Origin of the sequence: Pseudomonas proteolytica (genome assembly GCF_007858275.1) — a bacterium.
Taxonomy (GTDB): Bacteria; Pseudomonadota; Gammaproteobacteria; order Pseudomonadales; family Pseudomonadaceae; genus Aquipseudomonas; species Aquipseudomonas proteolytica.
The window spans coordinates 134,173-154,946 of sequence record NZ_VFEV01000002.1; the positions used below are offsets into that span (position 1 = coordinate 134,173).

At 60.1% G+C, this 20,774-nt stretch carries 19 protein-coding genes and 4 tRNA genes; 17 read left to right on the top strand and 6 right to left on the bottom strand.

What is annotated here, in order from left to right; translation table 11 throughout:
* The first annotated feature begins 19 nt into the window (after positions 1 to 19).
* The 4 genes from FIV38_RS02095 to FIV38_RS02110 all read left to right on the top strand — a co-directional run bounded on the left by FIV38_RS02095 (position 20) and on the right by FIV38_RS02110 (position 2,512).
* Positions 20 to 373, top strand: a complete 354-nt coding sequence (locus FIV38_RS02095) for a CPCC family cysteine-rich protein (RefSeq protein ID WP_092231450.1) — start codon at positions 20 to 22, stop codon at positions 371 to 373.
* A 247-nt stretch (positions 374 to 620) separates the two neighbouring features.
* A complete protein-coding gene (locus tag FIV38_RS02100; protein WP_029294085.1) occupies positions 621 to 854 on the top strand; it encodes a hypothetical protein in 234 nt (77 codons plus the stop codon).
* Positions 855 to 1,124: 270 nt separating this feature from the next.
* A complete protein-coding gene (gene tspO / locus FIV38_RS02105) occupies positions 1,125 to 1,565 on the top strand; it encodes a tryptophan-rich sensory protein TspO (protein ID WP_029294087.1) in 441 nt (146 codons plus the stop codon).
* On the top strand, positions 1,565 to 2,512 hold the full coding sequence (locus FIV38_RS02110) for an alpha/beta hydrolase fold domain-containing protein (protein WP_092231447.1): 948 nt from the start codon (positions 1,565 to 1,567) through the stop codon (positions 2,510 to 2,512). The genes tspO and FIV38_RS02110 overlap by 1 nt, the downstream gene beginning before the upstream one ends.
* A gap of 46 nt (positions 2,513 to 2,558) precedes the next feature.
* Here the strand turns inward: FIV38_RS02110 and FIV38_RS30655 are convergent, their stop codons facing one another.
* A complete protein-coding gene (locus FIV38_RS30655; RefSeq protein WP_092231445.1) occupies positions 2,559 to 3,422 on the bottom strand; it encodes a sensor domain-containing diguanylate cyclase in 864 nt (287 codons plus the stop codon).
* A gap of 82 nt (positions 3,423 to 3,504) precedes the next feature.
* Positions 3,505 to 4,896: an aldehyde dehydrogenase family protein gene (locus FIV38_RS02120; protein WP_092231443.1), complete on the bottom strand. Its 1,392-nt coding sequence runs from the start codon at positions 4,894 to 4,896 to the stop codon at positions 3,505 to 3,507.
* A gap of 104 nt (positions 4,897 to 5,000) precedes the next feature.
* Between FIV38_RS02120 and ptrR the strand changes: the two genes are divergently transcribed.
* Positions 5,001 to 5,915 (top strand): putrescine utilization regulator PtrR, encoded by a 915-nt coding sequence (ptrR, locus tag FIV38_RS02125; RefSeq protein ID WP_092231440.1) that lies wholly within the window; start codon positions 5,001 to 5,003, stop codon positions 5,913 to 5,915.
* A gap of 315 nt (positions 5,916 to 6,230) precedes the next feature.
* Here ptrR and FIV38_RS02130 read toward each other — a convergent pair whose 3' ends face one another.
* Together FIV38_RS02130 and FIV38_RS02135 are read right to left on the bottom strand one after the other, a co-directional pair.
* Positions 6,231 to 6,440 carry a hypothetical protein gene (locus tag FIV38_RS02130; protein WP_029294097.1) on the bottom strand — a complete coding sequence of 70 codons (210 nt, stop codon included), beginning with the start codon at positions 6,438 to 6,440 and terminating at the stop codon, positions 6,231 to 6,233.
* Positions 6,441 to 6,682: 242 nt separating this feature from the next.
* Positions 6,683 to 7,879 carry an amino acid aminotransferase gene (locus tag FIV38_RS02135; protein WP_029294100.1) on the bottom strand — a complete coding sequence of 399 codons (1,197 nt, stop codon included), beginning with the start codon at positions 7,877 to 7,879 and terminating at the stop codon, positions 6,683 to 6,685.
* 343 nt (positions 7,880 to 8,222) lie between these two features.
* Here FIV38_RS02135 and uvrB point away from each other — a divergent pair, with 343 nt between their 5' ends.
* Positions 8,223 to 10,238 (top strand): excinuclease ABC subunit UvrB, encoded by a 2,016-nt coding sequence (gene uvrB, locus FIV38_RS02140; protein WP_029294101.1) that lies wholly within the window; start codon positions 8,223 to 8,225, stop codon positions 10,236 to 10,238.
* Positions 10,239 to 10,527: 289 nt separating this feature from the next.
* Here the strand turns inward: uvrB and FIV38_RS02145 are convergent, their stop codons facing one another.
* Positions 10,528 to 12,078: an MDR family MFS transporter gene (locus tag FIV38_RS02145; RefSeq protein ID WP_029294103.1), complete on the bottom strand. Its 1,551-nt coding sequence runs from the start codon at positions 12,076 to 12,078 to the stop codon at positions 10,528 to 10,530.
* Positions 12,068 to 13,114 carry an HlyD family secretion protein gene (locus FIV38_RS02150; protein WP_092231437.1) on the bottom strand — a complete coding sequence of 349 codons (1,047 nt, stop codon included), beginning with the start codon at positions 13,112 to 13,114 and terminating at the stop codon, positions 12,068 to 12,070. The genes FIV38_RS02145 and FIV38_RS02150 overlap by 11 nt, the downstream gene beginning before the upstream one ends.
* 198 nt (positions 13,115 to 13,312) lie before the next feature.
* On the opposite strand from FIV38_RS02150, the gene gltX reads away from it, so the two are divergent.
* The 11 genes from gltX to FIV38_RS02205 all read left to right on the top strand — a co-directional run bounded on the left by gltX (position 13,313) and on the right by FIV38_RS02205 (position 20,745).
* Positions 13,313 to 14,794, top strand: coding sequence for a glutamate--tRNA ligase (gltX, locus tag FIV38_RS02155; protein WP_092231434.1), 1,482 nt, complete (start codon positions 13,313 to 13,315; stop codon positions 14,792 to 14,794).
* Positions 14,795 to 14,941: 147 nt separating this feature from the next.
* Positions 14,942 to 15,017 (top strand) — tRNA-Ala (locus FIV38_RS02160).
* A gap of 78 nt (positions 15,018 to 15,095) precedes the next feature.
* Positions 15,096 to 15,171: transfer RNA gene (locus FIV38_RS02165), tRNA-Glu, on the top strand.
* A 50-nt stretch (positions 15,172 to 15,221) separates the two neighbouring features.
* Positions 15,222 to 15,297, top strand: a tRNA-Ala gene (locus tag FIV38_RS02170).
* 79 nt (positions 15,298 to 15,376) lie between these two features.
* Positions 15,377 to 15,452, top strand: a tRNA-Glu gene (locus FIV38_RS02175).
* Between the two features lie 182 nt (positions 15,453 to 15,634).
* The gene (locus FIV38_RS02180) at positions 15,635 to 16,174 is read left to right on the top strand and encodes a TetR/AcrR family transcriptional regulator (RefSeq protein WP_092231432.1); all 540 of its coding nucleotides are present in this window, start codon (positions 15,635 to 15,637) and stop codon (positions 16,172 to 16,174) included.
* 30 nt (positions 16,175 to 16,204) lie between these two features.
* Positions 16,205 to 17,038 (top strand): alpha/beta hydrolase, encoded by an 834-nt coding sequence (locus FIV38_RS02185; protein ID WP_029294112.1) that lies wholly within the window; start codon positions 16,205 to 16,207, stop codon positions 17,036 to 17,038.
* A gap of 55 nt (positions 17,039 to 17,093) precedes the next feature.
* On the top strand, positions 17,094 to 17,534 hold the full coding sequence (locus tag FIV38_RS02190; protein WP_092231429.1) for an acyl-CoA thioesterase: 441 nt from the start codon (positions 17,094 to 17,096) through the stop codon (positions 17,532 to 17,534).
* A gap of 167 nt (positions 17,535 to 17,701) precedes the next feature.
* Complete coding sequence (locus FIV38_RS02195) at positions 17,702 to 18,661, top strand: tRNA dihydrouridine synthase (protein ID WP_092231428.1); 960 nt, start codon at positions 17,702 to 17,704, stop codon at positions 18,659 to 18,661.
* 117 nt (positions 18,662 to 18,778) lie between these two features.
* Positions 18,779 to 19,228, top strand: coding sequence for an Hsp20 family protein (locus tag FIV38_RS02200; RefSeq protein ID WP_029294118.1), 450 nt, complete (start codon positions 18,779 to 18,781; stop codon positions 19,226 to 19,228).
* Positions 19,229 to 19,794: 566 nt separating this feature from the next.
* Complete coding sequence (locus tag FIV38_RS02205) at positions 19,795 to 20,745, top strand: hypothetical protein (protein WP_139273530.1); 951 nt, start codon at positions 19,795 to 19,797, stop codon at positions 20,743 to 20,745.
* Positions 20,746 to 20,774 lie beyond the last annotated feature (29 nt).

The following is a 20,774-nucleotide window of genomic DNA, read 5'->3' on the forward strand; positions in this document are numbered from 1 at the left end:
CACCCATAAGTGAAAACTGATGTTTACCTGCCCATGCTGCGGATATGCAGTCTTCGAGCAACACCCAGGGTCATACGACATTTGCCCAATTTGCTTCTGGGAGGATGACGTGTTCCAACTCTATTACCCTCACCAGGTGGGTGGACCGAATAGATGTAGCTTGATCGAGGCGCAGGTCAATTTCGTCCAGTTCGGTGCCTGCGAGCGAAGCATGTTGAAGAATGTGCGAATGGTTAGCGATAGCGATATGCGGGATGGTGAGTGGTTCCCACTCTGGACTCGCCGAGTCGCCATTCCAGATCCCGACTCCGACAACCAGCATCCTCAACACATGAAGTCGAAGTACGACCTCTACTATTGGCTGCGGACCTAGCAGCGCAAATTGGCGTACTAAGTCCAAATTGATCGGAAGCAGTCTATTCCAAACGGCTGCTTTTGGCCGATTTCTGCCGGTGACAACCGACTGAAAACGGCCAAAAGCTGCCCCCTCATCCCCATACCGGTCTACCATGCCACCCCGACAGTGGCCAAACGCGCTATCGGCCCCAAGCCCTCAAGGTATCGCCAATGACCTCGTTTACCCGTAACAGCCCATCCTCAACCTCATCGAAGGCGGCGCAATGAGCATCGACCAGATCAGCCTGCCCAAGGGCGTAGGCCCGCACGCTAGCAAGTTGTTGGACGCGATTACCGGCGCCAGCACCCTCGACGACCTTAACCGCGCTGGCGGCAAGGCCGAAGGCTTTGTGTTGGGGCTGGAAGCCAGCAAAGCCATCAAGAGCCAGATCGCCGAGTCGTTGTATGTGGCATATGACGACGCCGCGAGTCATCGGGCCAGCGAACTGAAGGGCTAGCCACTACAGGGCATGTCGCCGCACACGTAGCCCCGCAACTCGCCCGATGGGCAGATGCTTGTGTAGGAGCTGGCTTGCCAGCGAAAAACCGGAGAGCGACGCAGAACACCTGATGTCCTGCGTTATCGCTGGCAAGTCAGCTCCTACGAGCGGGAACCGGAAGCGCACGGTGGACGAGTTTCTACAGTTCATTGAATTTTTGGTGGCGGGTTTGAGTCATTGATAAGGGCTCGGCACCACTTGCGAGCGCCATCTACATAGGGACCGCCAATGACCTTCTTTATCTTCCTGCTCGCCTGCGCCACCGCCGCCAGCACCGGCATCATGTTCAAGCCGGGTGCCTGGTATGAATCCCTGGTCAAGCCGCGTTTTACCCCGCCCAACTGGCTGTTCCCGGTGGCCTGGACGCTGATCTACCTGCTGCTGGCCTGGGCCGGTTATCGCTTGAGCCTGATCCCCGGCAGTCAAACGGTACTGGCCTTGTGGGCTGCGCAGATTGCATTGAATACGCTGTGGACCCCGGTGTTTTTCGGCGCGCATCGGATCTTCGCCGCGATGGTGGTTATCACCCTGCTTTGGCTCACCGTGGCAACCATGGTGGTGTTGGCGGTGCGCCTGGACCTGATCACTGGATTGATCCTGTTCCCGTACCTGGCGTGGCTGTGTGTGGCCGCGGCGTTGAATTTCTCGATCCTGCGCAGTAACCGTTGATGGCCTACCAGCCTTGGCCCGCCAGTGCGCCTGAACTGGCACAAATGCGCCGCTTCAATAAAAAGCTTGCCTGGCTGCCGCGCTTTAAAATCCGCAATCGGGTCACCCCTCGATTAATCCAGGCGTTATTGCGCGTCAGTCAACACAGCAAGAAGGGGCCCGCGGCTGAGGCTCGGTTGGTAGGTGTAGATGGCGCTCAAGTGCCCGTGCGCATTCTGCGGCCCAGCGGCAGAATCAAAGGCGTGGTCCTGGATATCCACGGCGGCGGCTGGGTGATTGGCAATGCGCAGATGGATGATGAGTTGAACCTGGGCATGCTGCGGGAGTGCGAGGTGGCGGTGGTTTCGGTGGATTATCGGCTCGCGGTGGACACGCCGATTGAAGGGCTGATGGACGACTGCCTGAGCGCCGCGCGCTGGTTGCTCACTGAGCACGAGTTTGCCGGCCTGCCGATGATTGTTGTGGGCGAATCGGCTGGTGCCCACCTGGCCGCGGCGACGTTGCTGGCGTTGAAGCAGTGGCCGCAACTGCTCGCGCGGGTCAGCGGGGCGCTGTTGTATTACGGCGTCTACGATTTGGCCGGCACGCCGAGCGTACACGCAGCCGGGCCGCAGACGCTGTTGCTCGATGGTCCGGGGATGGTCGACGCACTGCGCCTGCTGACCCCGGGCTTGAGCGATGAGGCGCGTCGGCAGCCGCCGTTGTCGCCACTGTATGGCGACTTTACCGGCTTGCCGGCTGCGTTGATGTTTGTCGGCGAGTTGGACCCGCTCAAGGATGACACCCTGGACATCGCCAAGCGCTGGGGGGCGGCCGCGCAGGTGCAGGCGTATCTCTTACCGGAGTCGGCACATGGCTTTATTCATTTTCCGGTGGCGTTGGCCGAGCGCGTGCTTGTGCATGGTCGTGCGTGGATAACCGCCAGGATCCAGGCGTCGGATCGTTAAGCGTGTACGCCGGTCCTGAGACCTGGCAGGGCGGGCCGGTTTGGCTTCAGCCTGCTGCGCGGTGGAGTTTTTTCACCCGGTACATATCGCCATCGGCATAGCTGAGCAGGGTGTCGGCATCTTCCCCATCAGCCGGGTAGCGCGCCACGCCGATACTGCAGGATGGCATCTTCACCGGGCCGAATTCAGGGCCAAGGGGGGCGGCCATGATGGCGAGAATCTGCTGCACCTTCTCGGCCACGGCGTCTTCTGAATGAAGGTCGGTCAACAGTACGGTGAACTCATCGCCACCCATTCGCGCCACCGTGTCGGTCTCACGCACGCAGCTTTCCAGGCGCCGCGCAATGGTGCACAGCACGCGGTCGCCCGCGACGTGCCCGTGCACATCGTTGATGCCCTTGAAGTCATTGATATCCAGGAACAGCAAGGCCAGGGTGCTGTTCTGTCGGCGTACGTTGCGCAAGGCCGAGTCCAGCCGATCATTGAACAGCGAGCGGTTGGTCAGGGCGGTCAGCGGGTCGTGATGGGCGAGGAAGCGCAGTTCCTCCTCGGCCTGGGTGAGGGCCGTTATATCCCGTGCCACGCCGATCCGCGCGCCGACGTCCTCGGACCAGAATGCTGCCCACAGAATATGGACGATGCCGCCATCCTTGCGGATATAGCGGTTGCGGAAGTCGACATGGGGCTGGCCGTTCATCACCCGGATAATCGAGGCTCGGGTGGCCGCCAGGTCCTCAGGGTGCATGTAGTCGGTGATCAAAGTCCCGGTCAGCTCGTCGGCACGGTAGCCGAGCAACGCCTCGCAGGCGTCGCTGACAAATGCAATCTGGTTGTCCCTGTCGACCACGAAAACCGTATCCAGCATCAGATGGATCAGTTTGGGATAGAGCGCTTGCAGGTCAACGGGCATAGGTCAGTGCTGTCCGGTTCAAATAACGGCCTGATCATATCCTGAACCCGCAAGCTGGCAACGAGGAATCTTGACGATCGGCCTACCGCCGATCTACCCATACCGTCTGCGCATTGCAGAATTCCCGCACGCCGAAATGTGACAATTCGCGGCCAAACCCACTCTTTTTCACCCCGCCAAACGCCACCCGAGGATCGGACACGCTGTAGGCGTTGATAAAGATCCCGCCGGTTTCCAGTTGGTTGGCGATTTCTCGGGCCTTGGCCGGGTCGTTGCTGAAGATGCTCGCGGTAAGGCCGAACTCGCTGTCGTTGGCCAGGGCTACCGCATGGTCGGCGTCGCGGGCGCTGATGATCGAGGCGACGGGGCCAAACAGTTCCTGTTTGAAGGAGGTCATTTGGTCGGTGACATTGGCCAGTACGGTGGGGGCGTAGTAGTTGCCCGGCCCTTCGATGGGATGGCCGCCGAGCAACAGGGTGGCGCCTTCTTCCAGGGTGGCCTGGACCTGGCCGTGCAACTCGTCACGCAGGTCGAAACGGGCCATGGGGCCGATGTAGGTGTCGTTCGATGTCGGGTCGCCCATCACCAGTTGGCGGCTGGCTTCGAGGAACTTGGCGGTGAAGGCTTCGACCACGCCTTGCTCGATGATCAGGCGCTTGGCGGCGGCGCAGACCTGGCCGGAGTTCTGGAAACGGCCGATCAGGGCGGCTTGCACAGCGGCGTCGAGGTCGGCGTCGTCGAGCACGATGAACGGGTCGGAGCCGCCCAGTTCCAACACGCACTTTTTCAACGCGGCGCCGGCCTGGGAGCCAATGGCGATACCGGCGCGCACGCTGCCGGTAAGGGTCACGGCGGCGATGCGTGGGTCAGCGATGGCCTTGGATACGCCGTCCGGGGTGACGTTGATCACTTCGAACAACCCCTCGGCAAAACCGGCTTTATGGAAGGCTTGTTTCATCAGGTAGGCGCTGCCCATCACGTTGGGCGCATGCTTGAGCACGTAGGTATTGCCGCTGAGCATGGTCGGCACCGCGCCGCGCAATACCTGCCAGACCGGGAAGTTCCACGGCATCACGGCGAGGATCGGGCCCAGTGGGCGGTACTCAATCTGGGCGCTGCCGTTGTCCACCAGCGTCGGCTCCGGCGCAAGCATGGCGGGGCCATGGGCGGCGTACCACTCGGCCAGCAAGGCGCATTTCTCGATTTCGCCACGGGCCTGGGCGATGGGCTTGCCCATCTCCAGGGTGATCATTTGCGCCATCTGCTCGGCTTGCTCGCGCAGGGCGCCGGCCAGGGCCAGCAGCAATTGGGCGCGTTGTGCCACGGGCGTGTTGCGACCATTGGCAAAGGCGGTGCTGGCGCGGGTGAGGGCGGCGTCCAGTTGCGCGGCGGACTCGTACGGGTAACTGCCCACGGTTTGGCCATTGGCGGGGTTGATCGACAAGGCATGGGTCTGGTGAGAAATAGCGTTCATGGCACCGTCCTGCGCAACATTGGGGAAGGTGCCCAGCGTACGGGGCTGTATCTTTTCCGGGAACTGAATAATATTAAGCAATACGTTCACGATTGGAGAATGAATTGGATCTGGTGCAACTGGAGATTTTCAAGGCCGTAGCCGAGCAAGGCAGCATCAGTGCCGCCGCGCAGTTGATTCACCGTGTGCCGTCGAACCTGACCACGCGCATCAAGCAACTGGAGCAGGACCTGGGAGTCGAGCTGTTTATCCGTGAGAAAAGTCGACTGCGCCTGTCGCCTGCCGGCTGGAATTTTTTGGGCTACGCGCGGCGCATTCTCGATCTGGTGCAAGAGGCCCGCGCCACTGTGGCGGGGGAGGAACCCCAGGGGCCATTTGCCCTGGGTTCGCTGGAGAGCACCGCCGCCGTGCGTATCCCGGCGTTGCTCGCCGCCTATAACCAGAAACACGCCAAGGTCGAACTGGACCTGAGCACCGGGCCCTCGGGGACGATGATCGAAGGCGTGCTATCGGGCCGACTGGCGGCCGCGTTTGTCGATGGCCCGGTGCTGCATCCGACCCTGGAGGGGGTGGCGGTGTTTGAAGAAGAGATGGTGGTGATTGCGCCGTTGCATCATGGGCCGATCACCCGTGGGCAGGATGTGAACGGGGAGAGCATCTACACCTTCCGTTCCAACTGTTCGTACCGGCACCACTTTGAGCGCTGGTTTTCCCAGGATGGCGCGGTGCCGGGGAAGATCTTCGAGATGGAGTCGTACCACGGCATGCTCGCCTGCGTCAGCGCCGGCGCGGGTTTGGCGCTGATGCCACGCAGCATGCTGGAGAGCATGCCGGGGTTTACCACGGTGAGCGTGTGGCCGCTGGCGGACGAGTTCCGCCTGCTGAACACCTGGCTGATCTGGCGTCGGGGCACGGTGTCACAGAGCCTGGACAGTTTTGTGCAACTGCTCCAAGAGCGGACCCATTGTGGCGAGCGGGCTAGCCCCGCGCTGGGCTGCGAAGCGGCCCTAAACCCCTAGCGCGGTGTTTTTGCCTGAATAAGTAGTGGGGCTGCTGCGCAGCCCAGCGCGGGGCAAGCCCGCTCGCCACGGTGGGTTTTTGTCAGCTAGCGAATCGTCAATTTCGCCATCAGTGGCGTGGCGCCCAACTGCGCCAGACAAAGGCGTGTGGCCGTTGGAGGATGAATACTCGGTGCCTCATGTGGCGAGCGGGCTAGCCCCGCGTTGGGCTGCGAAGCGGCCCTAAACCCCTAGCGCGGTGTTTTTGCCTGAATAAGTAGTGGGGCTGCTGCGCAGCCCAGCGCGGGGCAAGCCCGCTCGCCACAGGGGGGGGTGTCAGCCACCGAACTGCAGGGTGCCCATCGCCAATTTGGCCATCAGCGCTGTGGCGCCCAATTGCACGAGCCACAAGGCCAGACCGCCGAGGAAGACGCCCAGGGCGACTTGCAGGACCAGGCTTTTTTGCCGCTTGGCTTGAGGCGTGCGCGGGGTGAAGTGGTCCAGTTCGTCGCGGTCGGCACGCAGGTCCAGGTCGTCGTTTCTCATAGAAAGTCTCATCGCAAAGGGCAGTCGTGCTTCAGTCTAAGTGGCTTGCCTTGCCAGCGCTGAGCTTTTTGTAGGAGCGAGCTTGCTCGCAAAGGATCCGAGGGCGTCGGCTCCTTCAACGGGCTCGCGTTATCGTTGAGGTTTTTCGTCGGAACGCCGCCCGGAGACAAGCTCGCTCCTACGGGGGCAAGGCACAAAAAAGGGGAAGCCATTGGCTTCCCCTTTGTACCTCGCGATCAGGCTTACAGCACCTGCACAATCGCCTTGGTCACGGCATCGATGTTCGCCTGGTTCAACGCGGCCACGCAGATGCGGCCGGTGTCGAGGGCGTAGATGCCGAATTCGCTGCGCAGGCGGGTGACTTGCTCTACGGTCAGGCCCGAGTAGGAGAACATCCCGCGCTGGCGACCGACGAAGCTGAAGTCGTGGCCCGGAGCAGCCTTGGCCAGTTCGCTGACCATCTGCTCGCGCATGCCACGGATGCGCAGGCGCATTTCGGCCAGTTCGGCTTCCCACTGGGCGCGCAGTTGCGGGTTGTTGAGCACCGCCGCCACGATCGCCGCACCGTGGGTCGGCGGGTTGGAGTAGTTGGTGCGGATCACGCGCTTGACCTGGGACAGGATGCGCGCGCTTTCTTCTTTTGATTCGCTGACGATGGAGAGTGCACCCACGCGCTCGCCGTACAGCGAGAACGATTTGGAGAACGAGCTGGACACAAAGAAGGTCAGGCCGGACTCGGCGAACAAGCGCACCGCCGCGGCGTCTTCGTCGATACCGTCGCCAAAGCCCTGGTAGGCCATGTCGAGGAATGGCACCAGGTTCTTGGCCTTGACCACTTCCAGTACGTCTTTCCAGTCGGCCGGGCTCAGGTCGACGCCGGTCGGGTTGTGGCAGCAGGCGTGCAGCACGACGATGGACTGGGCGGGCAGGGCGTTGAGGTCTTCCAGCAGGCCGGCACGGTTTACGTCGTGGGTAGCAGCGTCGTAGTAGCGGTAGGTCTGCACCGGGAAGCCGGCTTTTTCAAACAGCGCCTGGTGGTTTTCCCAGCTTGGGTCGCTGATGGCGACGACGGCGTTGGGCAGCAGTTGCTTGAGGAAGTCGGCGCCGATTTTCAGTGCGCCGGTGCCGCCAACGGCTTGGGCGGTGATCACACGACCAGCGCTCAACAGCGGTGATTGCTCGCCGAACAGCAGCTTTTGCACGGCCAGGTCGTAGGCGGCAATGCCATCGATCGGCAAGTAGCCACGGGCGGCGTGTTGCGCCACGCGAATGGCTTCCGCTTCGGCAACGGCACGCAGGAGTGGAATCTTCCCCTCCTCGTTGCAGTAAACGCCTACGCCAAGGTTGACCTTGGTAGTACGGGTATCGGCGTTGAATGCTTCGTTGAGGCCCAGGATAGGATCGCGTGGTGCCATTTCGACAGCGGAGAACAGGCTCATTTTTGCGGCAGCTCTATGGGGGAATGGAGGGACGTGTCGCGCTCCAGCCGAATGCACTAGAGCGGTGCACAAACGGGGAGCTAGTATAGAGGCCAACACCGCTCGCGGCGACAGCCGAAACGGCTTTTCGGCCAAGTTTTTCGGTTTATTTATCGACCGTTAGTCTTATTGCAACATTGATGGCCTCAGGCATGTAGGGCGGTTGCCTTGAAACCCGTCACATTCGCCTCCACTTCTACAGCTATCATGGTTTTTTCCTACTGCCTGCTCTGAAGTTTTGCGGGCTGTGGTCTTTTTCGTCCCCGACGGGTTTACAGTCTGGGGTGACTTCAAGAGGTACGTTATGTCGGATTTCCAACTAGTCACCCGCTTTGAACCTGCTGGCGACCAGCCCGAAGCTATTCGCCTGATGGTCGAAGGCATCGAGGCCGGCCTGGCGCACCAGACGCTGCTCGGGGTGACCGGTTCGGGCAAGACCTTCAGCATCGCCAACGTGATTGCACAGATCAACCGCCCGACCCTGGTGCTGGCGCCGAACAAGACCCTGGCCGCGCAGCTGTACGGTGAGTTCAAGGCGTTCTTCCCGAACAACGCGGTGGAGTACTTCGTTTCCTATTACGACTACTACCAGCCCGAAGCCTATGTGCCGTCTTCCGATACCTTTATCGAGAAGGATGCGTCGATCAACGACCATATCGAGCAGATGCGACTGTCGGCGACCAAAGCCCTGCTGGAGCGCAAGGATGCGATCATCGTCACCACGGTGTCGTGCATCTACGGCCTGGGCAGCCCGGAAACCTATCTGAAGATGGTGCTGCACGTCGATCGCGGCGACAAACTCGACCAGCGTGCCTTGCTGCGGCGCCTGGCGGATTTGCAGTACACCCGCAACGACATGGACTTCGCCCGCGCGACCTTCCGGGTGCGGGGTGATGTGATCGATATCTACCCGGCCGAATCGGACCTGGAAGCGATCCGTATCGAGCTGTTCGATGATGAAGTCGAGAGCCTGTCGGCCTTCGACCCGTTGACCGGCGAAGTGATCCGCAAACTGCCGCGCTTCACCTTCTATCCAAAAAGCCACTACGTGACCCCGCGTGAAACCCTTTTGGATGCCATGGAAGGGATCAAGGCCGAGCTTGCCGAGCGCCTCGAATACCTGCGCGCCAACAATAAACTGGTGGAAGCCCAGCGGTTGGAGCAGCGCACGCGTTTTGACCTGGAGATGATCCTGGAGCTGGGTTACTGCAACGGCATCGAAAACTACTCGCGCTACCTGTCGGGTCGTGAGTCCGGTGCGCCGCCGCCGACCCTCTACGACTACCTGCCGGCAGATGCATTGCTGGTGATCGACGAATCCCACGTCAGCGTGCCGCAAGTCGGCGCCATGTATAAAGGCGACCGCTCGCGCAAGGAAACCCTGGTGGAGTACGGCTTCCGCCTGCCTTCGGCACTGGATAACCGGCCGATGCGCTTTGACGAATGGGAAAGCATCAGCCCGCAGACCATCTTTGTTTCTGCCACGCCGGGCAACTACGAGGCCGAGCATGCTGGGCGGGTGATCGAGCAACTGGTGCGCCCCACCGGCCTGGTCGACCCGCAAATCGAAATCCGCCCGGCCCTGACCCAGGTCGACGACCTGCTGTCGGAAATCACCAAGCGCGTGGCCCTGGAAGAACGGGTGCTGGTCACCACGCTGACCAAGCGCATGTCCGAAGACCTTACCGATTACCTGGCCGACCACGGTGTGCGTGTGCGTTACCTGCACTCGGACATCGATACCGTGGAACGTGTAGAGATCATCCGCGACCTGCGTCTGGGTACCTTCGATGTGCTGGTGGGGATCAACCTGCTGCGTGAAGGCCTGGACATGCCCGAGGTGTCGCTGGTGGCGATTCTCGATGCCGACAAAGAAGGTTTCCTGCGCTCCGAGCGCTCGCTGATCCAGACCATCGGCCGTGCCGCGCGTAACCTCAATGGCCGCGCCATCCTGTATGCCGACCGCATCACCGGCTCCATGGAGCGCGCCATTGGTGAGACCGAGCGCCGTCGCGAAAAGCAGATTGCGTTCAACCTGGCCAATGGCATCACCCCTAAAGGTGTGTTCAAGGACGTGGCCGACATCATGGAAGGCGCCACCGTGCCCGGTTCGCGCAGCAAGAAGCGCAAAGGCATGGCCAAGGCCGCCGAAGAAAGCGCCAAGTACGAAAACGAACTGCGTTCGCCGAGTGAAATCACCAAGCGGATCCGCCAGTTGGAAGAGAAAATGTACCAGCTGGCGCGGGACCTGGAGTTTGAAGCGGCGGCGCAGATGCGTGACGAGATTGGCAAGTTGCGTGAGCGGTTGCTGGCGGTCTGATTTGCGCTGACTGTTGGGCCTCATCGCAGCATAGGTATCTACACAACTTTCAGAAACTGACGAACTCCCCCGTGGCGAGCGGGCTTGCCCCGCGCTGGGCTGCGAAGCAGCCCTAAAACCAGCCACTACGGAGTATCTGATACACCGCATACGGCTTGTTGGGGCTGCTGCGTTGCGGCAAAGTTGTGTAGATACTTATGCTCATCGCAGGCAAGCCAGCTCTCACATTCGGATGTGTGAATACATTCAGATGTGGGAGCTGGCTTGCCTGCGATGGCGGCGCCTCGGTCTAATGGGCTTCCCCCGCCTTGAGCCCCGCCGGCAACGCCTTGGTCAAAAAGATCGCCAGCATACTCACCGCCAACGCCAACCCGACAAAGTGAAACGCATCGTTATAGGCCATGATCTGTGCCTGCTGATGGGCAATTTCACTGAGCTTGGCTAGCGCCGCCGTTTCATTGCCAAACGTCTGCGTCAGCGTCGCCATGCGCTCGGCCACTTGCGGGTTGGTCGGGACAATCGCCTCGCGCAAGTAATCAAAGTAGGTCTTGGTTCGCGCATCCAGCAGGGTTGCCAGCAGCGCAATGCCGATGGCCCCGCCCAGGTTGCGCAGGATGTTGAACAGGCTCGACGCCGAGCCCGCGTCCTGAGGCAGGATGTACGCCGTGGCGATCAACGAAATGGTGACCATGATCAGTGGCTGGCCAAGGGCACGGATGATCTGGATCTGGTTGAACTGGCTGCCGGCAAAGTCTGGATTGAGCACGCCCGAGGAAAAACTCGCGAAACCAAACAGGCCGAATCCCACCGCGCAAAGCCATTTCGGTGACACGTATTTCATCAATTTCGGCACCAACGGGATCAGGAACAGCTGCGGCACGCCCATCCACATGATCACTTCGCCGATTTGCAGGGCGTTGTAGTTCTGGATCTGCGCCAGGTACAGCGGCAGCAGGTAGATCGAGCCATACAGCCCCACGCCCATGCCCAGGCTGGAAATACTCGACAGGCCGAAGTTGCGGTTGGCCAGGATACCCAGGTTGATCAGCGGGTTGGGCTTGGACAGTTGCACGATGACGAAAGTGATCAAGCTCAACAGCGCGATGCTGCCCAGGCTGACGATCAGGCTCGACTCCAGCCAGTCCTTGCGATGCCCCTCTTCAAGAAACACCTGCAAACAACCGAGGCCCACGGCCAGGGTCAGGATGCCCATGTAGTCGGTGCTTTTGAGTAGCTCCCAGTGCGCGGCCTTTTTCTCCAGGCCGTAGAGCAGGCCGGCGATCATTAACAGCCCTGGCGGTACGTTGATATAGAAGATGTATTCCCAGCCCCAGTTTTCCGTGAGCCAGCCGCCGATGGTCGGGCCGATGGACGGCGCAAAGGTGGCGGTCATGGCGAACATCGCCATGCCCTTGGCGCGATGGTGTTCGGGCAGTTTGATCAGGGTCAGGGTGAAGGCCAGGGGGATCAGCGCGCCGCCGGTAAAGCCTTGCAGGGCACGGAATACAATCATGCTTTCCAGGCTCCAGGCCATGGAGCACATCAGCGAGGCGATCAGGAAACCCACCGAGACCCACACCGCCAGGCGCCGTGCCGACAGCAACTGCACCAGCCAGGCGGTGAGGGGGATCATGATGATTTCGGCGACAAGGTAGGAGGTGGAAATCCACGAGCCTTCTTCCAGGGTGGCCGACAGCGCGCCCTGGATATCCTTGAGCGAGGAGTTGGTGATCTGGATGTCGAGCACCGCCATAAAGGCGCCGAGCATCACGCTCATCACCGCGATCCAGTCGCGCCGGGTCGGTTCGCCGACCGGGCGCAGCAGTTGATCACCGGCCATGGTCAGGGTCTTGGATCTGCACTTTGACAGTTACCGACATGCCGGGGCGGATCTTGCCCTGCAACGGGTTGTCGGCGGCAAACGTAAGTTTTACCGGGATCCGTTGTACGACTTTGGTGAAGTTGCCGGTGGCATTGTCTGGCGGCAATAGGCTGAACTGCGCGCCGGAAGCCGCGAACAAACTGTCGACGCGGGCTTCGATAGGGGTGTCGCCATAGGCATCGAAGATCAGTTCGGCTTTTTGCCCTGGGGCCATATGGCCGATCTGGGTTTCCTTGAAGTTGGCCTGGATCCAGATGTCTTGGTCTGGAACGATGGACAGCAGATACGCGCCGGTCTGCACATATTGGCCGTTGCGCGCGGCGCGCTGGCCGACCAGGCCACTGATGGGGGCGTGGATTTCGCTGCGGGTCAGGTTCAACTCGGCTTGGGCCAGGTCGGCGCGGGCATTGGCGATCTGCGCGTCGAGGCGCTTGATCTCGGCGTTCAGGGCGCTGACCTGTTGGCGCTGGCCTTGCAGGTCAGCCTGGGCCTTGGCGACCTGGGAGCGGGCGATGTGGTTGTCGGCAGACAGGGTAGTGACGCGTTCTTCCGAGACATAGCCGGGTTTGCGCAGGGTTTGCGCGCGGGACAAGTCGATCTGCGCGCGGCCCAGGGTCGCCTGGCTGGACGATACCTGGGCATCGGCGGCGGCGATCAGGCTGGCCTGCTGGGTCAGTTTGCTCGTGGCCTGCAGGCGTTCGGCCTCGCGGGTGGCGAGGGTCGCGTTGGCGCGGTCGATGGCCAGCAGGAAGTCGTCCTGTTCCAGGATGACCAGCAACTGGCCTTTTTCCACGTGCTCGTTGTCGCCCACCTTGACCTCGGCGATGCGCGCGCCGAGCTGGCTGGAGACCCGGGTGATTTCGCCCTGCACGTAGGCGTTGTCGGTGCTTTCATAAAAGCGCCCCTTGAAGAACCAATGGGCAAAGAAGCCCGCGGCGATCAGGGCGACGATAAACAGGAAGATAAACAGGCGGCGTTTGAGTTGGGCAGGCATGGCGGCGCAGTGTCAGTTACAAAAGGTAATGGAATATAGCCAGCTAACGATCTGGCAAATAGCTATGTCGTGGTTGCAGGCCCAACCTTGGCTTATATGCCCTTTGTTGATCGGCCCACGCTGGAGCCGGGGGGCTTGGGGCTGTTACCATTCGCCCCTTGTTTTATTTTCAGCTTTATTGCCCATTCGAGACCCGCCATGACCACCGTCCGCACGCGCATCGCGCCATCGCCTACTGGGGATCCCCACGTCGGCACTGCCTACATCGCCTTGTTCAACTACTGCTTTGCCAAGCAGCACGGCGGTGAATTCATCCTGCGGATCGAAGACACGGACCAAGTGCGTTCGACCCGTGAGTCGGAACAGCAGATTTTCGATGCCCTGCGCTGGCTGGGCATTACCTGGGCAGAAGGCCCGGATGTGGGCGGCCCACACGGCCCTTATCGCCAGAGCGAACGCAGCGACATCTACAAGAAGTACACCCAGCAACTGGTCGACATGGGCCACGCCTTCCCGTGCTTCTGTACCGCTGAAGAGCTGGACCAGATGCGCGCCGAGCAACAGGCCCGTGGCGAAACCCCGCGCTACGACGGCCGCGCGCTGCTGCTGTCGAAGGAAGAAGTGGCCGCGCGCCTGGCCGCTGGCGAGCCTCATGTGATCCGCATGAAGGTGCCGAGCGAAGGCGTTTGCGTGGTACCGGACATGCTGCGTGGCGACGTGGAGATCCCGTGGGATCGCATGGACATGCAAGTGCTGATGAAGACCGACGGCCTGCCGACGTACTTCCTGGCCAACGTGGTCGATGACCACCTGATGGGCATCACCCATGTGCTGCGTGGCGAAGAGTGGCTGCCGTCGGCACCGAAACTGATCCTGCTCTACGAATACTTCGGCTGGGAACAACCGCAGTTGTGCTACATGCCGCTGCTGCGTAACCCGGACAAGAGCAAGCTGTCCAAGCGCAAGAACCCGACTTCGGTGACGTTCTACGAGCGCATGGGCTTTATGCCTGAAGCGATGCTCAACTACTTGGGCCGCATGGGCTGGTCGATGCCGGACGAGCGCGAGAAGTTCTCGTTGCAGGAAATGGTCGATAACTTCGACCTGTCCCGCGTGTCGCTGGGCGGGCCGATCTTTGATATCGAGAAGCTGTCGTGGCTCAACGGCCAATGGTTGCGTGACCTGCCGGTAGAAGAGTTCGCCAGCCGTGTGCAGCAGTGGGCGTTGAACCCCGAGTACATGATGAAGATCGCGCCGCTGGTGCAGGGCAGGGTGGAGACGTTCAGCCAGGTCGCCCCTCTGGCCAGCTTCTTCTTTGCCGGTGGCGTGAACCCGGATGCCAAGCTGTTCGAGTCCAAGAAACTCTCGGGGGACCAGGTCCGCCAGTTGATGCAGTTGATCCTGTGGAAGCTCGAAAGCCTGCGCCAGTGGGAGAAGGATGCGATCACCGCGACTATCCAGGCCGTGGTCGAATCCCTGGAATTGAAGCTGCGCGACGCGATGCCACTGATGTTTGCCGCGATTACCGGGCAAGGCAGTTCGGTGTCGGTGCTTGATGCGATGGAAATCCTTGGTCCGGACCTGACCCGTTTCCGTCTGCGCCAAGCCCTTGATTTGCTTGGTGGTGTGTCGAAGAAAGAAAACAAGGAATGGGAAAAGCTGCTGGGCGCGATCGCCTAGTCAGGTGTTGGTGAGGTCAAAACCCCGGCTTTGCGGGGTTTTGATGGTAAGTGATTGTTATCCCGGCAAAAAACTTTGGAAATTGTTGAAAATAAATTTGACAGCCTTTCAAAGCGCCATTAAGATTCGCCCCGTCCTCACCGATGAGGGGCTATAGCTCAGCTGGGAGAGCGCTTGCATGGCATGCAAGAGGTCAACGGTTCGATCCCGTTTAGCTCCACCAATTTACAGGTTCAAGGTCTGGCCACACCGTCCTTGAATCGATCAGAACTCAGCTCTGATCAGTTGTACAGAAGGTTTTGTCCCCTTCGTCTAGTGGCCTAGGACACCGCCCTTTCACGGCGGTAACAGGGGTTCGAGTCCCCTAGGGGACGCCAGTTTCAACAAGCAGCTCGCAAGGTCTGCTGCGTCGCGAGACGAAAAATCCGGGGCTATAGCTCAGCTGGGAGAGCGCTTGCATGGCATGCAAGAGGTCAACGGTTCGATCCCGTTTAGCTCCACCAATTTACAGGTTCAAGGTCTGGCCACACCGTACTTGAATCGATCAGTTCTCAGCGCTGATCAGTTGTATAGAAGGTTTGTGTCCCCTTCGTCTAGTGGCCTAGGACACCGCCCTTTCACGGCGGTAACAGGGGTTCGAGTCCCCTAGGGGACGCCACGATTACCCGCTCTGCGGGATTTTTAAGGGTCATTCAATTATTGAATGGCCCTTTTGTTTGTCTGGCGTTTGGGTTTTCTCCCTCCCTCTTCAAAAAACCTCTTCTGACCAGCGGTCGAATTCACCGCTTGCTAAAAAGTATTATGCAGATAATATTTTAACCGTAATATTCGGAGGCCGTCATGAGCGATAAAAAAGCGCAAACCCGTGAACGTATTCTGCAAGCCGCCAGTTCCGCGCTGATCCAGCGTGGCCCGGCCGAACCGAGTGTGGGTGAAGTCATGGGCGCCGCGGGGCTGACCGTGGGTGGCTTCTACGCCCACTTTGAAAGCAAGGACGCTCTGATGCTGGAGGCGTTCGAGCAGCTCTTGGCGCGGCGTCGGGCATCTATCGACGATATGGACCCCAGCCTGACAGGCGAAGAGCGCCGAGCCCTGGTAGCCGCGTTCTACCTCTCGCGCAAACACCGCGATTCTACCGCCCAGGCCTGCCCGATCCCGGCCACGGTCGGCGAGATGAGCCGGCTGCCGGATGAGTTTCGCGATGTATTGAACCAGCATGTCGAGTTGATGGCCGCACAACTGGCCGCCAGCCCGGAAGACACCGACAAGGCCCTGGCCGACATGGCCTTGATGATTGGTGGCCTGGCATTGGCCAGGGCTTTGGGGCCGGGCGAATTATCGGATCGTGTATTACGCGCCTCCAAGTCGGCAGTGCGCTGAACAAGGCTTGTGAGCCTGGGGAGTGAATGGATGAGCACCTTGAGCTGGATTCGTCGAGTCAACGGCACCGTGGGCAGGCTGGCGCCGCAAACCATCGCCAACCAGATGCGGCGTGCCTTCATGACGCCACGAGACTTGCCGCCGCGTGATTGGGAGTTGCCATTGCTGGCGCAGGCCGAGCGCGTCACCTTGCGCTTTGGCCTGTCGGCCCTGCGCTGGGGCCAGGGCCCAGCGGTGCTGATGATGCATGGCTGGGAAGGGCGCCCGACCCAATTCGCCAGCCTGATCGACGCACTGGTGGGCGCGGGTTACTCGGTGATTGCCCTCGATGGCCCGGCCCATGGTCGTTCGCCGGGCCGCGAAGCCCATGTGGTGCTATTTGCCCGAGCGATGCTGGAGGCCGCCGCTGAATTGCCGCCCTTGCACGCGGTGGTTGGCCATTCCATGGGTGGCGCCAGTGCGATGCTGGCCATCCAGTTGGGCCTGCGCACCAATGCGCTGGTGAGCATTGCTGCCCCTTCACGCTTGCTCGATGTATTGCGCGGCTTTGCTGGCGTAGTCGGCATGCCGGCGCGGGCGCGTGCGGCGTTTATCCAGGAGGTCGAGTACTCCCTGGGCATTCCGCTCAAGCACCTGGATGTGGCCCACTATCAAATGAATATCCCCGGGCTGATCGTGCATGCCGAAGACGATACCTTCGTCCCGGTCAAAGCTTCGCAGATGATCCACGAGGCCTGGTTCGACAGCCGCCTTTTACGCCTGGAGCAGGGCGGCCATCAAAAAGTCCTGGCCGACCCAAGGGTGGTCGAAGGTGTGCTGGCGCTGCTCGCCGGCTGCCGTGAGCCGGCCCGGCAAACCGCTTGAGCCAGGCGATAGGTTACACTGCTCCCCGCCGACATTAATCGACCGGGAGCAGGGCATGGGCTGGGACTTGGCAAAGCCGTTTATCTTCGATCTGCAGGTGGCCCCTGAGGACATCGACGGCCTGGGGCATGCCAACAATGCCGTCTACGTGTCTTGGCTGGAGCGTTGCGCCTGGCGCCATTCCCAGCGCCTGGGCCTGGACCTCACCGAGTACCGGCGCCTGGACCGGGCCATGGCGGTGGTGCGCCACGAAATCGATTACCTGGCGGCCGGCTACGAAGGCGATGAGCTGCAGCTGGCAACCTGGATCGTCGATTGGGACCAGCGTCTGAAAATGACCCGACGCTTCCAACTGATGCGCCCCAGCGATGGCACCACCTTGTTGCGTGCGCAAACCACCTTTGTCTGTATCGAGCTCTCCAGTGGCAAGCCCAAGCGCATGCCAGCGGAGTTTATCGAGGGCTATGGCGTAGCGCTTACGGCATTGTCCATGTAGGAGCGAGCTTGCTCGCGAAGAACGTCAACGATAACGCGGTCGATCAGTTTTACCGTGTCGTCTGGGCGTTTTTCGCGAGCAAGCTCGCTCCTACTGGGGGCGGTAGGGTTAACGGTTGCTGTGGGAAACCCAGTAAACTGCGCCACGTTTTTCGTTGAGTGTTTTCCATGCAAATTGCTTTGGCGCCCATGGAGGGGTTGGTCGACAACATCCTGCGGGACGTGCTGACCCAGGTGGGTGGTATCGATTGGTGCGTGACCGAATTTATTCGGGTCAACGACCGCCTGCTGACCCCGGCCTATTTCCACAAGCTTGCCCCTGAACTGCTGCACGGTGCCAAGACCGCTGCGGGCGTGCCGTTGCGCGTGCAGTTGCTCGGTTCCGACCCGGTGTGCCTGGCGGAAAACGCCGCACTGGCCTGTGAGTTGGGCTCTGAGGTTATCGACCTGAACTTCGGCTGCCCGGCCAAGACCGTCAACAAGTCCCGCGGTGGCGCGGTGCTGCTCAAGGAGCCGGAGCTGCTCAACCAGATCGTCGAACACGTGCGCCGTGCCGTGCCTGCGCATATCCCAGTGACCGCCAAGATGCGCCTGGGCTTTGACAGCCCGGACGGCGCTCTGGTGTGCGCCACGGCCCTGGCTGAAGGTGGCGCGGCGCATATTGTGGTGCATGCGCGGACCAAGGCCGATGGCTACAAGCCGCCTGCACACTGGGAGTGGATCCCGCGGGTGCAGGACGTGGTCAAGGTCCCGGTATTTGCCAATGGTGATATCTGGTGTGTCGAGGATTGGCGGCGCTGCCGTGAGATCAGCGGGGTCGAAGACATCATGCTCGGTCGCGGCCTGGTAGCGCGTCCCGACCTGGCCCGGCAAATCGCCGCCGCGCGCGCTGGTCAGGACGTGGTGGAGATGACCTGGGAGGACATGCAGCCCATGCTCCAGGAGTTCTGGAGGCAGTCCGTGGCGCAATTGACCGAACGCCAGGCGCCGGGCCGACTGAAGCAGTGGCTGGCCATGCTGACGCGAAATTACCCGCAAGCCGTGGAGCTGTTTACCGCGTTGCGCAGGGAAACCGATCTTCAGCAGGTTAGCCGTCTACTCGGAATGCCCCATCCGCAAGGGGCCTGAAATTTTTCCTGCAGCCTCTCTTGAAATGTAATTGGCGGTCCTTATCTAGGGATTACACGATGCCGAATTCGGGTCGTGGAGATAAAGAACCTTGCTGATATTTCAGGAGATTTGACTATGAGTACTGCATTTTCCCTGGCGCCGCTGTTCCGCTCCTCCGTCGGTTTTGATCGTTTCAACGATCTGTTCGAGACCGCACTGCGCAATGAGCCGGGCAGCAGCTACCCACCCTACAACGTCGAGAAGCATGGTGAAGACGAGTACCGCATTGTCATCGCGGCTGCCGGCTTCCAGGAAGACGATCTGGAGCTACAGGTGGAGAAAGGCGTATTGACCGTCAGTGGCGGCAAGCGCGACACCAAGGCTGAGAGCGTTACCTATCTGCACCAAGGTATTGCCCAGCGCGCCTTCAAACTGTCGTTCCGCTTGGCGGACCACATTGAAATCAAGGCGGCGGACCTGAGCAACGGCTTGTTGAGTATCGATCTGTTGCGGGTGGTGCCGGAAGAAGCCAAGGCCAAGCGCATTCCCATCAATGGCGCGCAGAAGCCAGCTTTGCAACATTGAGTCCATGTATTTAAGTTTTTCACCTCCTCTGAAAAGGGCGCCTCTGGCGCCCTTTTTTTGTTTAAGGTTCTGTTGGGCGGGCAAGTAATTCAGATGCCGTCAGTTAAATTCATGTTTGGTTTGATTGTATATTTTGAGCATTTTGAGAGTAGGTGTGTGTAACTTTTTTGTAGTTCTAGTCAACTGTGAGTGTTGCAGCGGTTTTTTGTTTTTTGATTTTGCTTGGCGTGGCAGCAGTATTAAACGTGCGGGAAATATCATGGGTGATGCAAAGACAGTTCAAACAATCGTGACGTTCTTTTTCCATGGCGCAGTTTATTAGCGAGTATGACCTGTTTTTTTCAAGGGACGGCCTTGTAAGGCAGGCCTTTGCAGAAGTCTATAGGTAAAAGTCCGAAATTGTCTTTTGATGTCCTTATGTTTTCCGCGATTTCTGGAACTCGAACGTTTTTTACTCCACGAAACTAGGGACTTCGAATCGGTGGCTGCCGTTTCAAGTCATAAGTAAACACTGTTCGTTATGGGGGCCTGAGCGCCCTGTGCTGTCTTGAGAAGAGGAATGACGCATGTCTTATCTATCTATAAACAATCCTCCAAGCGCGAATGTCGCTAATCGCCAGTTTGATTTGCCGACACCGGTACCCACGCCACCTGGAGGAAGCGATGCGAGCAAGTTGCTGGGTAATAAGTTGAATGTGTTGCCGGAATATAACCGGGCTACAGGCGGCGGACGCGACAATATTGTTGTGAGTGTTGATTCTCTTGCAAAACTGTTCGACATGTTTGAGCTTGTTTTCAAGGCGATGCGAGACCTGTTGTCTGGCAAAAAGCCCTTACCCGAACCAACACCGGGGGATAAAACGGTAACTACCGGCCTGGACGGCAAAGTGCAGGTTGACGCTGGCAAACAACCGGAGAAGAAGGCACAGATCGACAGCAAGCCCCAGATACTCGGCAATGACGCCAAGGTGCAGGTCGAGGCTGAAAAATCGCAGGAGAAGAAGACGCAGGCCGATGGCAAGCCCGTGATGCCAGGTGCAGATACGAAAGTGAATTCGGATGTGGGCAGGCACCCCGTGGTGCTACCCAATATCACAATTACACCGAGGGTTCCTGGTACCGACTCCAAGGCATCGTCTGACACGGTTGTGCGGGTAAACGTCGATCTCAATGTGAACAATTGCCACTGCCCGGAGGACTCTCATCCTGCTGTGCCAAAGGTCGACACTCGTGTGCGGCCGCATCCGAGGCCGCTCCCGACGATCGACCCGCAAGCCCGGCCCGACTTGGTTCACAGGCCAATAGTGTCCTTGACCGACCGCCAGGTAACACCTGATCGGGTGCCTGATTTGGCAGTACCGGAAACCGACGCGCAGGTGCCGCCTGCTGTTCGTCCCCGGCCAACCCCAGTGATGCCGTCGCACGACCCCAAGCCTGAGCCAGACCTGACGTCGCCTGGCCCTGATTGCCGCCCGGGTGAAAGAAGCTGGGCGCGGGGCTTGTCTCGCCGGTTCTAGTGCGTCCGCTACATCAGTAAACACCCACT

What these genes read in the sequence shown, in the direction of transcription:
- FIV38_RS02095 (WP_092231450.1), top strand. Translation starts at nt 20, where the DNA reads ATGTTTACCTGCCCATGCTGCGGATATGCAGTCTTCGAGCAACACCCA.
- FIV38_RS02100 (WP_029294085.1), top strand. Translation starts at nt 621, where the DNA reads ATGAGCATCGACCAGATCAGCCTGCCCAAGGGCGTAGGCCCGCACGCT.
- tspO (WP_029294087.1), top strand. Translation starts at nt 1,125, where the DNA reads ATGACCTTCTTTATCTTCCTGCTCGCCTGCGCCACCGCCGCCAGCACC.
- FIV38_RS02110 (WP_092231447.1), top strand. Translation starts at nt 1,565, where the DNA reads ATGGCCTACCAGCCTTGGCCCGCCAGTGCGCCTGAACTGGCACAAATG.
- FIV38_RS30655 (WP_092231445.1), bottom strand. Translation starts at nt 3,422, where the DNA reads ATGCCCGTTGACCTGCAAGCGCTCTATCCCAAACTGATCCATCTGATG.
- FIV38_RS02120 (WP_092231443.1), bottom strand. Translation starts at nt 4,896, where the DNA reads ATGAACGCTATTTCTCACCAGACCCATGCCTTGTCGATCAACCCCGCC.
- FIV38_RS02130 (WP_029294097.1), bottom strand. Translation starts at nt 6,440, where the DNA reads ATGAGAAACGACGACCTGGACCTGCGTGCCGACCGCGACGAACTGGAC.
- FIV38_RS02135 (WP_029294100.1), bottom strand. Translation starts at nt 7,879, where the DNA reads ATGAGCCTGTTCTCCGCTGTCGAAATGGCACCACGCGATCCTATCCTG.
- uvrB (WP_029294101.1), top strand. Translation starts at nt 8,223, where the DNA reads ATGTCGGATTTCCAACTAGTCACCCGCTTTGAACCTGCTGGCGACCAG.
- FIV38_RS02145 (WP_029294103.1), bottom strand. Translation starts at nt 12,078, where the DNA reads ATGGCCGGTGATCAACTGCTGCGCCCGGTCGGCGAACCGACCCGGCGC.
- FIV38_RS02150 (WP_092231437.1), bottom strand. Translation starts at nt 13,114, where the DNA reads ATGCCTGCCCAACTCAAACGCCGCCTGTTTATCTTCCTGTTTATCGTC.
- gltX (WP_092231434.1), top strand. Translation starts at nt 13,313, where the DNA reads ATGACCACCGTCCGCACGCGCATCGCGCCATCGCCTACTGGGGATCCC.
- FIV38_RS02180 (WP_092231432.1), top strand. Translation starts at nt 15,635, where the DNA reads ATGAGCGATAAAAAAGCGCAAACCCGTGAACGTATTCTGCAAGCCGCC.
- FIV38_RS02185 (WP_029294112.1), top strand. Translation starts at nt 16,205, where the DNA reads ATGAGCACCTTGAGCTGGATTCGTCGAGTCAACGGCACCGTGGGCAGG.
- FIV38_RS02190 (WP_092231429.1), top strand. Translation starts at nt 17,094, where the DNA reads ATGGGCTGGGACTTGGCAAAGCCGTTTATCTTCGATCTGCAGGTGGCC.
- FIV38_RS02195 (WP_092231428.1), top strand. Translation starts at nt 17,702, where the DNA reads ATGCAAATTGCTTTGGCGCCCATGGAGGGGTTGGTCGACAACATCCTG.
- FIV38_RS02200 (WP_029294118.1), top strand. Translation starts at nt 18,779, where the DNA reads ATGAGTACTGCATTTTCCCTGGCGCCGCTGTTCCGCTCCTCCGTCGGT.
- FIV38_RS02205 (WP_139273530.1), top strand. Translation starts at nt 19,795, where the DNA reads ATGTCTTATCTATCTATAAACAATCCTCCAAGCGCGAATGTCGCTAAT.